The 11,208-nt window shown below is 74.2% G+C and carries 10 protein-coding genes and 1 pseudogene; 4 read left to right on the forward strand and 7 right to left on the reverse strand.

Features of this window, described 5'->3' with window-relative positions; translation table 11 throughout:
* Window positions 1-54: 54 nt before the first annotated feature.
* The 6 genes from AB0H53_RS18305 to AB0H53_RS18330 form a co-directional block, all read right to left on the reverse strand.
* The gene (locus AB0H53_RS18305; RefSeq protein WP_362113764.1) at window positions 55-987 is read right to left on the reverse strand and encodes an NADP-dependent oxidoreductase; all 933 of its coding nucleotides are present in this window, start codon (window positions 985-987) and stop codon (window positions 55-57) included.
* A 140-nt stretch (window positions 988-1,127) separates the two neighbouring features.
* Window positions 1,128-2,111 carry an alpha/beta hydrolase gene (locus tag AB0H53_RS18310; RefSeq protein WP_362113767.1) on the reverse strand — a complete coding sequence of 328 codons (984 nt, stop codon included), beginning with the start codon at window positions 2,109-2,111 and terminating at the stop codon, window positions 1,128-1,130.
* A gap of 216 nt (window positions 2,112-2,327) precedes the next feature.
* Window positions 2,328-2,981, reverse strand: coding sequence for a hydrolase (locus AB0H53_RS18315; RefSeq protein WP_362113770.1), 654 nt, complete (start codon window positions 2,979-2,981; stop codon window positions 2,328-2,330).
* 290 nt (window positions 2,982-3,271) lie between these two features.
* Window positions 3,272-3,655 carry an STAS domain-containing protein gene (locus AB0H53_RS18320; RefSeq protein WP_362113772.1) on the reverse strand — a complete coding sequence of 128 codons (384 nt, stop codon included), beginning with the start codon at window positions 3,653-3,655 and terminating at the stop codon, window positions 3,272-3,274.
* Between the two features lie 57 nt (window positions 3,656-3,712).
* On the reverse strand, window positions 3,713-4,942 hold the full coding sequence (locus AB0H53_RS18325; protein ID WP_362113811.1) for a PP2C family protein-serine/threonine phosphatase: 1,230 nt from the start codon (window positions 4,940-4,942) through the stop codon (window positions 3,713-3,715).
* 326 nt (window positions 4,943-5,268) lie between these two features.
* Window positions 5,269-6,159, reverse strand: coding sequence for an NAD(P)-dependent oxidoreductase (locus AB0H53_RS18330; protein ID WP_362113814.1), 891 nt, complete (start codon window positions 6,157-6,159; stop codon window positions 5,269-5,271).
* Between the two features lie 196 nt (window positions 6,160-6,355).
* Between AB0H53_RS18330 and AB0H53_RS18335 the strand changes: the two genes are divergently transcribed.
* Complete coding sequence (locus AB0H53_RS18335; protein ID WP_362113775.1) at window positions 6,356-6,952, forward strand: TetR/AcrR family transcriptional regulator; 597 nt, start codon at window positions 6,356-6,358, stop codon at window positions 6,950-6,952.
* Between the two features lie 423 nt (window positions 6,953-7,375).
* Window positions 7,376-7,801 carry a VOC family protein gene (locus tag AB0H53_RS18340; protein ID WP_362113776.1) on the forward strand — a complete coding sequence of 142 codons (426 nt, stop codon included), beginning with the start codon at window positions 7,376-7,378 and terminating at the stop codon, window positions 7,799-7,801.
* A 364-nt stretch (window positions 7,802-8,165) separates the two neighbouring features.
* Here AB0H53_RS18340 and AB0H53_RS18345 read toward each other — a convergent pair whose 3' ends face one another.
* Window positions 8,166-8,435, reverse strand: a complete 270-nt coding sequence (locus AB0H53_RS18345; protein ID WP_362113778.1) for a hypothetical protein — start codon at window positions 8,433-8,435, stop codon at window positions 8,166-8,168.
* Window positions 8,436-9,123: 688 nt separating this feature from the next.
* Between AB0H53_RS18345 and AB0H53_RS18350 the strand changes: the two genes are divergently transcribed.
* Entirely contained in the window at window positions 9,124-10,641 is a 1,518-nt protein-coding gene (locus AB0H53_RS18350) for an ATP-binding cassette domain-containing protein (protein ID WP_362113817.1), read from the forward strand.
* A gap of 255 nt (window positions 10,642-10,896) precedes the next feature.
* A pseudogene (locus tag AB0H53_RS18355) lies at window positions 10,897-11,208 on the forward strand (N-acetylmuramoyl-L-alanine amidase); the annotation flags it as partial.

Below are 11,208 nucleotides of genomic sequence, written 5' to 3' on the forward strand. Positions count from 1 at the left end.
CCGGTCGGTGCGCACACCGGCCGGCCCCACCGGCTCCCTGCGCGTCACCCGGTGTCAGAAGGTGACGGTCACCTTGCCGCGGATGTGCCTGGTGGCGAAGTCGGTCAGCGCGCGCCGGGCTTCGGCGAAGGGGTAGTCGGCACCGACGGTGGTGCGGATCTCACCGGTGGCCGCCAGCGCGGCCAGCGCGGCGAGCCTGCCCTCCGGGGTGGTGGTCCCGCCGTAGACGGCGGTGACACCGCGTTCGAAGGCGGCCGGCCCGCCGAGCGGGGAGACCAGGCGGCCGCCCCTTCGCACCGCCGCTGCGGTCCTCGCCAGCGCGGGCCCGGCGTTCGCCAGGTCGAAGACGACATCGACTCCGCCCGGTACCAGCCGGAGCGCCTCCTCCGCGATGTCCATGTGCTGGTAGTCGATGGTGTGCCGGGCTCCCAGGTCGCCCAGGAACGTCTGGTCGTCGGTGCGCCCGGTGGCGAGTACGACGAGGCCCGCCCGACCGGCGAACTGCACGAGGTAGGAGCCCACTCCCCCACTGGCCCCCACCACGAGCGCGGTGTCACCGGCGGCGGCCCCCGCGACGTCCAGGAGCGCCGCCGCGGTCAGGGCCGCCGTCGGGAGTGCGGCCCCTTGTGCCGCCGTGAGACCGGTGGGCCGTACGGCCGCCGCGGCGGTGGCGTTCACCAGCGTGTACTCGGCCAGTGCTCCGGAGGGGACGCCGTTCCAGGCCATGACGGCCTCACCGGCGCCGAAGCGGGTGACACCGGCGCCGACGGCCTCGATCACACCACTGACGTCGACGCCCGGGACGAACGGGTGGCGCACCGGCAGTGCGTCCCGTGCCGCTCCGGTGATCAGCACCTGGTCGATGGCGTTGAGGGCGGCCGCCTCCATCCTTACCAGCAGTTGCCCCGGGCCCGGCACGGGCTTGGGCAGATCGATGAACTCCAGGCTCTCCAGCGGTCCGTACGTGTGCGCGACGAGCGCTTTCACCGTCGTTCTCCTCGGTCGCGCCGTCGTGGGCGCGGGGTCGGTGGGTGGGGTGGTCGTCCGGTGTGGTGCGGTCCGCGCCGGCCGGCGCGGACGGTGGCGCGGGTGTGCGACGACGTGCCGCGGTGGGGCACCGGCTCCCGTCACAGGCGCAGGGTGCGGCGCAGCCAGCGCACCCGGGCCGCCCTGGCCTCACCGGACAGCGTGGCGTGCGGTACGAGGGCGTCGAACCCGTGGAAGGCGCCGGGCCAGACGTGGAGTTCCGCCCGGCCCCCGGCCTGCCAGATCCGCGTCGCGTAGGTGACGACCTCGTCGCGGAACGTCTCGGCCGAACCGGCGTCGACGAAGGCCGGAGGCAGCCCGGACAGATCCGTCGCCCGCGCCGGCGCCGCGTAAGGGGGAACGTCGGGGCCTCCTCGCAGGTCCCCGAGCAGAGCGCTCCAGCCGGTGTTGTTCGATGTGCGGTCCCACACTCCCGTGCCGGCCATCTGGCGGCCGGACGGGGTGTCGTCGCGGTCGTCGAGCATGGGGCAGACGAGCAGTTGCCCCGCCGGCTCCGGACCGCCCCGGTCGCGCAGGAGCAGGGACAGCGCGGCGGTGAGCCCGCCGCCCGCGCTGGCACCGGCGACCACGAGCCGACCGGGGTCGATGCCCAGCCCACGGGCATGGGCGGTGGTCCACAGCAGGCCCGCGTGGACGTCCTCCAGTGCCGCGGGGTAGCGGTGCTCGGGCGCCAGCCGGTACTCGACCGAGACGAGTACCAGGCGCAGGTCCCGCACCCAGTCCAGCATCTCGGCCAGGAGACTGCGGTTGTCGCCGAGGACCATCCCACCACCGTGGGTGAAGTAGACCGCGGGCAGCGGCCCCGGCACCCGGGCCGGGCGGCAGATCAGCAGCGGGACACCGGGCGCACCGGCCGGACCGGGCGCCGTGCGCTCCTCGAACTCGACGGCCCCGCCCCGGCGCAGGTCCTCGTCGGACGGTCTGATGGCGCGCATGGACCGTCGTACGGCCGGGATCATGCCGGGCAGGACCGTGGGTGGCATGATCGCGGAAAGGGGACCGAGCGCTTCGGCCAGTTCGGGGTCGAACGGGGGCGGTGGTCCGGCGCTGCTGTCGGGGGTCATGAGGAACTCCTGCTGGACGGGTGAGGGGTGCGGCTCCCGGGGCCCCTGGCGAAGGTGGCTGGTGGCGGACGGGACCGGACCGGAGGGACGGACGGGCCAGGCCACCGCTGTACGCCCGTACCGCCCTCCCGTCCGGGCGTCCCGCTCCCCGGGCGACCGAGGGGGGCCGCTCCCCCGGCCCCGGGACAGCGGGCAGCCCGTGGACGCGGGGCGGCCTCACGCCTTGTCGAGTCCGAGGAGCTGGAGTTCCCAGGCGAGGCTCGTGCCGAAGCTGCCGCCGTGCTGGAGCATGATGTCGGTGATGCCGGGGACCGTCTCCTCCCGGGCCCAGTCCCGCTGCCACTCCGATATGACGGTGCCCGCGCAGGTGGGGACGACACCGGCCTGGATCATGCGCTGGACGCCGCGTTCGTGGGCCTCGGTCGTGGTGGCGCCCGAGGCGTCCGTCACCGCGAAGACCCGGTAGCCGTCGGCGATGGCGTGAACGGCGGGCCAGGCCAGGCAGATGTCCGTCCACAGGCCGGCCATGACGAGGTCCTTGCGGCCGGTCGCGGCGACGGCGTCCACGACGCGCTGGTCCTCCCAGGTGTTGATCGCGGTGCGGTCGATCGGCTCCTGGTCGGGGAAGACGTCCTGCAGCTGACGGATGATCCGGCCGCCGCGGTCCTCCACCACGGTGGTCAGGATGGTCGGCACGTCGAACAGCTTGGCGCCCTTCGCCAGGGCGGTGACGTTGTTGACCACCAGGTTGGTGTCCGCGCTGCCCATTCCCGCGAACTGGGCGCCCTGGTGGTCGATCAGCAGCAGCACCGACCTCTCGGGAGTGAGCAGGGCGTCGAGGCCGGTGTAGGTGATGCCATTGGCTGCCATGGGAGTCTCTCCGGTGTCCGTATCGGTCGCGGCGCTCGCTTTCCGCCGCTGCACCGAAGCTCTCACGCGGCCGACCGCCCGGGCATCGGTGATGTTCGCCTAGAGCCGGTACCTAACAGCCGGTGTCCGACGCCCTCGTGCGTGACGGGCAGCCGGCTTCCGACGAGCGGCCGGCCGGTGGACGGGCCGGCCCCCCGGGCCCCGGTGGGCGGTTCGTGGCGACCCGGCCGGTGGACGGTTCGTGGCGACCGGCCGGTGGACGGCGGGCCCCGCTCCCGCGGGCGTCGCGGTCAGCGCGGACGGTGCGGGTCGCCGGGGTCGGAGCCGGACCGGCCGGGCCGGAAGGCCTCGGCGGCGGTGGCGAACACGGTGAGGACGTGGCCCGCCCCGGTGATCGTGAGCATCCGGCCGATCTGGTCGGGAACGTCGGCCAGCGCGAGGGTGCCGCCCAGGCCCTGGGCGTGGCGGTGCAGACGCAGGAGGGTGTTGAGACCGGACGAGTCGCAGAAGGCGACGCCGGACAGGTCGAGCGTCAGGTCGGGGTGGGTGGCCAGCACGCCGATGACCTGCTCGTGGAGGGCAGGGGCGGTATGCAGGTCCAGCACACCGGTGACGGTCGCGATCGCCGCGCCGCCACGGGCTTCTGTGATGCTCAGGTGCAGGTCGTTGCTCATGGGGGGTGCGCTCCTGCTGCTGGCTCCTGGGTGGGGATCGGAGGCCGGGACGGGTGGTCAGGACGGGGTGAGACCGTTCAGTTCCGCCGCGCCCCGCGCTGGTGCCGGGGTCGGGCCGAGCCATTCGCAGAACAGCACGGTGGCATCGTCCTGGAGGTGGCCGTCGTGGTGTTCGAGGACGGCGTGGACGAGCCGGCGCAGGGTCTCGGGGGCCGGCAGGCCGTCGGCGTGGTGGCGGATGAGGAAGTCGGTGAAGCGGTCGAGCCCGAACTCGACATCACTCTCACCGCGGGCTTCGGTGATGCCGTCGGTGTAGAACACGACCCGGTCGCCCGGTTCGAGCTGTTCCCGGCACAAGGTCGTCTCCAGCCCCAGGCCGGTGCCCATGGGGTGGGAGGGCTGGCAGGACAGGGGACTGATCCAGCGGCCGCCCCGGATGATCACCGGTGGGTGGTGGCCTCGGTTGACCCACGTCAGGACGCCGGTGCGGGTGTCGAGGTCGGCCAGGATCCCGGTGACGTAGCGGGTCTGCCGGTACTGCTCGATCAGCGCCTGCTCGATCCCCTCGGTGATCTCCACCAGTCCGGCGTTCTGACGCCGGAAGTTGCGGCACGCGGCCATCGCCAGGTTGGCGGTCAGCCCGGCGGCGGTGTCATGGCCCATCGCGTCGAAGATCGACAAGTGCACCACCGATTCGGTGGTGGCGTAGTCGAAGGCGTCCCCGCTGATGCGGTAGGCGGGTTCCATCGCCGCGGAGATCACCACCCGGCCGTCGGCGTAGGTGCGCGGTGGCATCAGGTGCCACTGCATCTCGGCGGCGATGTTCATCGGCTCGGTCCGGGTCAGCCGCGCGAAGGCATCACTGTGGCTGCGTTTGCTGACCAGCATCAGTGCGATGAGGGAGGCCAGCGACACCATGTCCCGCCGGACACGCTCGTCATCGGTGGCGGCGGTGACGCGCAGCACTCCGATGCGCTCGACGCCGTCCAGCAGCGGCACCCACCAGCGGTACTCACCCGCCTCCGCGGAGCCGTCGGGCAGCACTTGGTTGGACTGGTAGGACCGTCCCGGCACCGTGCCCTCGATCCTCAGCTCGGCCTCCGTGCCCTCCGGCGCCCGGCCGGCGTCCGGACCCCGCCCGGTCAGCAACCGCAGGACCCGGCGTTGCAGGTCAGCGACGTAGATCAGCAGCTCCGGGAAGCCCGCGCCCGCCGCCCGCTCGGCGACCCGGGCCGGCAGTTGCTCCAGGGGCATGAGATGACTGTCGGCCAGCAGGCCCTCCAGCATCCGACGGCTGTCCCGGTTCTCTTCCACGACAGTCGCCTTCCCTTCCGCACGGCCCGTACGCCGCCCGCGCACAAGTGCGACCGATCGTGTCACCGGCGCCGGGAGGGTGTGGCCCATCCGGCCGCCGCCTCGGTGCGGACGCAGGTCAGCGCGGTGTCCGGGACTGTGCGCGGTGTTCCGCCGGGCACGGCCCGACGGTTCCCGGGCCCGGCGGTGGAGCCGGTCACCCGGTCCACGCGCGCACCCGCGCCCGGTTCCGCGCCCCCCGATCCCGCCCGGGACGCGTCCCACCGGCCGGGCGGAAACCGGACACCGGCGGCGCGCGCTCAGTCGCCGGGCTCGTGGACCGCCGCCGCGCGCGCCTCGATGGCGTGGAGTACCGCCACCATGTCGGCGTCCCCGTGTCCCAGGTCCACGGTCTCTCCGAACAGGGCACGGCAGACGTCCAGCAGCGGAGAGGCGGCCCCCGCGCACCGGGCGGCCTCGGCGATCAGGTGGTTGTTCTTCAGTACGTCCAGGGCGGCGGCCTGGACGGCGAAGTCCCGTGCCAGGAGCTTGGGCGCCTTCGCCCGGGAGACGCCGCTGGCCATCGGGCCGGCGTCCAGGACCGCGAGAAACTGCCGTTCGTCCAGTCCGTGCCGCCCGGCGAAGTGGAAGGCCTCGGTGAGCCCGGTGACCATGGTGATCAGGAACAGGTTGACCGACAGCTTCATCAGCAGCGCGTTGGGAACCGCCCCGCACACGAAGGCGTCCCGGCACATCGGGTCCATCAGCGGCCGGACCCTCTCCACCGGCTCGGGCCTTCCCGCCAGCATGGCCACGAGCCGCCCGGTCTCCGCCGGCGTCCGCGAGCCCGACACGGGGGCTTCGACGTACTCGCCGCCGGCCGCGCGGACGTCCGCCTCCAGACGGAGCGAGTAGTCGGGCGACGTCGTACCCATGTGTACGAGCGTGCGCCCGGCGACGCCGGCGGCGAAGGCGGGCGTTCCCCGGCCCAACGCGGCGTCGAGAGCCGCGCCGTCCGCCAGCATGAGCAGTGAGACACGAGCCCGCCGGAGCACCTCGGCGGGGCTCCTCGCCACCTCCGCCCCGGCCGCCCGCAGCGGCTCGCTCCTGGCGGCGGTCCGGTTCCAGACAACGAGCTCCGTCCCACCGCGGGCCAGGTTGAGCGCCATGGGCTGTCCCATGACACCCAGGCCGATGAACCCCACGCGCACCACACACCGCCGTCCTCGTTCCGGGGCCGCGCCGGACATCCGCCCGTCGCCTATGACGGCTGTCATAATAGGAGTCCCATGACCATGGGCATAGGCTGCCGGACGAACCGGAGCGGCCCGTGCGCCCGCGCCGGCTGGCCGACCGGAAGGGCGAGGGCGTTCGTGGGCCCGGTTCCAGAGACATCCGGAGGTCGGAATGACGGTTCCCGAGCGCGGGCCTCGTGAGCGCATGGTGTTCAGCGCGGCCCAGCTCATCCGGCGCCACGGCGTCACGGCCACCGGCATGCGTGACGTCGCCGCACACGCGAGTGCCCCGCGCGGGTCGCTCCAGCACTATTTCCCCGGGGGCAAGCCCCAGCTCGTCAACGAGGCCGTCGACTGGGCCGGCCGTTACGCGGGCAACCGGGTCGCCCGGTTCCTCGCCGGGATGGCCCAGCCCTCACCGAGCCGCTTGTTCGAGGCGATGGCGGGCCAGTGGGCGGACGAGTTCGACGCGGTGGGCTTCGGGCAGGGCTGCCCGGTCGCCGCGGCGACGGTGGACTGCACCGCCTCCACCGAGTCCACGAGAACGGCCGCTGCCGCCGCTTTCGCCCAGTGGCGTCAGCCAGTGGCCGAGGCGCTCGCCGGCATGGGCGTGCCCGCCCCGCGTGCCGAGTCACTCGCCACGCTCATGATCAGCGCACTGGAGGGGGCGATCCTGCTCGCCAGGGCCGAGCGGGACACCCGGGCCCTGACCGCCGTGGTGCGGGAGCTGGGACCACTGCTGGACGGCGCGGTCGCCCGGTGCCCCTGAGGGGTGCCGCCCGGCTCCGCCGCCGCGGGGCGGCCCCCGGTCGGGCTCGGCGCGTTCGCACGGGGCACCGGGGCGGCTCCCGGATCAACGCGTGAGGATCAGGTACAGGATGAGGGTTGCCACCGCGCTGACGAGGAGGGAGCCGAGACAGCCGATCCGATTGCTGAAGAAGAACATGCCGGCCCGCCTACCCCCGAGTCCGCGCAATAGAGCACGCCCACCGCGGCGGCACTGAGGAACCATGGCGCCGGCCGGCGGCGGTGGCCGGCGGCCGGCGCACCGTACCACCCGGCCGGGCCGCCACTCCCGGGGCCCGGCGACGAAGGCGGAGCGGCCGGTGCCGCGGGCCCCGGAGCAATACTTCCGGCGAAGCGGGCAACCAGGGTGAGCGGATCGCGCGACTCGTCATCGTGAGGAAGGCTCATGGCTGAGTACCCCCGGCTGTTGCACACCGTGCTGGACACCACCAGGCCCCGAGAACTGGCCGAGTTCTACCGGCGGCTGCTCGGGCTGTCGTACCGGCCCGGGGACGAACCGCCTGCGGACGGCGCGCCCGAGCAGCCGGACTGGCTCGTGCTCAGGACCTCCGACGGGGTGAACACGCTCGCCTTCCAGCAGGTCGACCGCCTGCCCCGGACGACGTGGCCCGACCCTGACGTCCCCATGCAGGCGCACCTCGACTTCACCGTGCCGAACCGGGCCGAACTGCACAGGCAACGTGAGCGAGCGGAGTCCCTGGGGGCCGAGCTGCTGCTCGACCGGCAGGACGATCCCGACGAACCGCTGTACGTGTTCGCGGATCCTTCCGGTCACCCTTTCTGCGTCTTCGTCGCCGCGCCGCGGCGGTAGGACCGGCCGGCCGCCGAGCGGGACCGCGCCCACGCGACTCCCCGGAACGGTCTCCGCCACGCCCTGACGGAGGTCGCCCGGATCTCCGCCCCGCCGGTGCCCTGCCGGACCGGCGGGGCGGCCCTCGTGCCGGGACCGCGCGGCGGAGCAGAGCCACCGGCGGTGTCCTGCCGCGCCCCGGACGGCCACCGCGGTCCGGCGGTGTGCGGGGAGGCCCGCGTCCCCGGCGGAACCCGACCGAAACGGCCCGCACGGGGCCGGCGACCGAGCCGGGACCCCTGCGCCGGCGGGCACGGGGCCGCCGGCCCGGGCCGGGGCCCATGTGCCGGCGGGCGCCCCCGTCGCGGCGCGGCGGGCGCGCCGCTCAGGGGGTGTCGGCCTCCCAGTCGAACCGCCTCGGGTCACCGTTCCTCGGCCCGTACAGCGAGCGCCCATCGGCTCCGTAGCGGCCCAACTCGGTGGCCAGGGCTGCTCCTTCGTGCAGTTGCTCGGCCGTCCACCCGGTGACGTCCAGGAGCAGCCCGTCGAGCGGCCCGCCGACCAGCTCGACATAGGCGCGTCCGGGTCGTGGGCCGGGGTCGGGGTCGTCGTGATCGGCTCCGTAGACCCGCCCGCGCATGATCTGCTCGTCCATCCCGCCAGCGTCGCACGCGCCACTGACATCGCGGCCGGCCGGTGTGGGCCGGGCGCCTGCCTCCGCCTCGCCTCCTCCCGGGGCCGGTCGGGGGCGGGGAGGAGGACAGTCAGGTCGCCGGGCTGTTCGCCCTGTCGCCGGCCGTGCCGGCAGGCGCCGCCCTCCTCGCGGCCGTCGACTCCGTCGGCGCTCGGGCCCGGACGGAGCCGACCATGTGCGCGTCCCGCTGTTCCCCCTGCCTCTCCCAGGTGTTCGCCCCGGGGCCGGTCCACCGGCCGTCGTCCCGCCACGCCAGACGAGACGATCCGGTTCGTCGCGTGGTACGGTGGGCACATGCGTTCCTTCTTCTTCCTGTGACGGCGCACGCCGCAGCCCCCCTCGTGAGGTGACCGAGGCGGTGGGCTGCTCGCCGTGTCCACGGCCGCCTTCGGCCGCCCGTCCAGCCAAGGAAGACCCACTCCCCCGCCCGCGCGGGAGTCGTGTGTCTCCGTTCGGAGCGTCATGAACACCCCTCTCACCGTTCCCGCGCGCGCCCGCGCCCAGCTCGTCGCCTCCGACGTGCACCTCGCCCGAGGGGGCCGTCCGGTCCTGACGGGCGTCGACATGACCGTCACCCCCCGTTCCCGCTGGGGCGTGGTCGGGGAGCGGGCGTGGCAAGTCCACGCTGGTCCAGGTACTCGCCGGAACGCTGGCCCCCGACGCGGGCGCGGTCCGGCGACGGGGAACCCTGGGTATCGCGGCGCAGGAGATGCCCGCCGACGAGGGCCGCACGGTCGGCGATGTCATCGACGCGCACCTCGCCGACGCCCGCGCCGCGCTGGCCGCCCTCGACGCCGGCGCGGCCGCGCTCGCCCAGGAGCTGCCCGCCGCCGGGGCGTCGTACCAGGCGGCGCTCGAGGCGGCCGAGGCGCTGGGAGCGTGGGACGCCGACCGGCGTGTCGACGTCGCCCTCGAAGCCCTGGGCGCGGTGACCGACCGGGAGCGGCCGCTGGCACACATGTCCGTCGGGCAGCGCTACCGGGTGCGGCTGGCGTGCCTCCTCGGCGCCGCCCACGACTTCCTGCTGCTCGACGAGCCGACCAACCACCTCGACCGCGCCGGGCTCGACTACCTGACCGGCCGTCTGCGGGACTGGGACGGTGGCGTGGTGGTGGTCAGTCACGACCGCGCCCTGCTGCGGGACGTCGCCACCACGATTCTGGATCTCGACCCCAGTCAGGACGGCCGTCCGGCCGTCCATGGCAACGGCTACGAGGGCTATCGGGCCGGTCGCCGCGCGAGCCGCCGGCGCTGGGAGGCGGAGTACGCCCGGCAGCGGGCCGAACACGCCCGGCTGGCCGACGACCTCGCGGCGGCGCGGAAACGGATGGTGACCGGGTGGCGCCCCGGCAAGGGGACCGGAAAGCACCAACGCGCCACCCGCGTCGCCGCGGTGGTGCGCTCGGTGCACCAGCGACAGGACGACCTGGCCCGGCACGAGGTGTCCCTGCCCGAGCCGCCGTTGCGCCTGGCCGTGCCCGAGCTGCCGGCCCGCACCGGAACTCCCCTGATACGCGCAGAGGACGTCACCGTGGCCGGCCGTCTGCACCCGCCGGCCACGGTGACGCTGGAGTCGGGCTCCCGGCTGGTGGTCTCCGGGCCCAACGGCGCGGGCAAGTCCACCCTGCTCGCCGTACTGGCCGGACGGCTGGAACCGGATACGGGACGGGTGCGTCATGCCGACGACACCCGGATCGCGCTGCTGGGCCAGGAGTCGGCGCATCCCGCCCACCGGTGCGTGCGGGAGGTCTACGAGGCGCACGTCGCCTCCCTCGTCTCGGCCGGACGGCTGGACGGGGACCGGACGGTGCCGCTGGACGAGCTGGGACTGCTGGCCGGCCCCGAGCTGGACAAACCGGTGCACCAGCTCTCCCTGGGGCAGCAGCGCCGTGTGGACCTGGCTCTGGTGCTGGCCTCCCGGCCCCACGTCCTGCTGCTGGACGAACCGACCAATCACCTGTCCATCGCCCTGGTCGACGAACTGACCCACGCCTTGGCGGCCACGTCCGCCGCCGTGGTGCTGGCCTCCCACGACCGGCAGTTGTGTCGTGACGTGGCCCACTGGCCCCATCTCCCACTGACCCCGCCCGCCCCTCCGCGACACCGGACAGCCACCCGCCCGGGCCGCCCGCCCGGCCGGGCGGACGCCTCCCACGGTGGGCGCTGAGCGACCCGGGTCGCTCTCCTCGCGGCCCGTCGTGGTCGCGCGCGGGCCGGCCGGAGCGGCACGGCGGTCCCGTCCCGGTGGACGGCCTTGTCACCTGCCCGCATGGCTGTCGTGCGCCGAATGGATCACCCCGGCCGGGCAACGGGGCCCAGCGGGGTACGTACTGGCTCGGCACGCCGGTGAAACGCCGGTGACCTGCCTCTTCGTACCTGTCCGTGGCACATTCGCGCACGTTCGCACAAGGTGGAGAGCTACGTGAGACCACGTCATGCATGGACCGCAGGCGCCACGGTGGTGGCGGGGCTGGCCGGTGCGCTGGCCTTCCACGGCGCGAGCGGGAACGCCGGTGCCCACGGCACCGCGGACGGTGAGCCGGCACCGGTGCGGGCCACGGCGGTCACGGCCGAGCTGCGCGCCGGCGAGGACGGGCGTGGCGCGTCACTGGTACGGGAGCGGACCGAGCGGTTCAGCTTGCTGGGCGTGACGTGGCGGGACCCGGGTGCGCGGGTGGCGGGCACGGTCGAGGTGCGCACCAGGGCGGTCGGGTCGGGGAGCTGGTCGCCCTGG

Source organism: Streptomyces sp. NPDC050856, from assembly GCF_040653855.1.
Lineage (GTDB): Bacteria > Actinomycetota > Actinomycetes > Streptomycetales > Streptomycetaceae > Streptomyces.

Bases quoted from the DNA above. Each gene is read 5' to 3' on its own strand.
- AB0H53_RS18310 (WP_362113767.1), bottom strand. From the start codon at position 2,111: ATGACCCCCGACAGCAGCGCCGGACCACCGCCCCCGTTCGACCCCGAA.
- AB0H53_RS18315 (WP_362113770.1), bottom strand. From the start codon at position 2,981: ATGGCAGCCAATGGCATCACCTACACCGGCCTCGACGCCCTGCTCACT.
- AB0H53_RS18320 (WP_362113772.1), bottom strand. From the start codon at position 3,655: ATGAGCAACGACCTGCACCTGAGCATCACAGAAGCCCGTGGCGGCGCG.
- AB0H53_RS18325 (WP_362113811.1), bottom strand. From the start codon at position 4,942: ATGCTGGAGGGCCTGCTGGCCGACAGTCATCTCATGCCCCTGGAGCAA.
- AB0H53_RS18335 (WP_362113775.1), top strand. From the start codon at position 6,356: ATGACGGTTCCCGAGCGCGGGCCTCGTGAGCGCATGGTGTTCAGCGCG.
- AB0H53_RS18340 (WP_362113776.1), top strand. From the start codon at position 7,376: ATGGCTGAGTACCCCCGGCTGTTGCACACCGTGCTGGACACCACCAGG.
- AB0H53_RS18345 (WP_362113778.1), bottom strand. From the start codon at position 8,435: ATGGACGAGCAGATCATGCGCGGGCGGGTCTACGGAGCCGATCACGAC.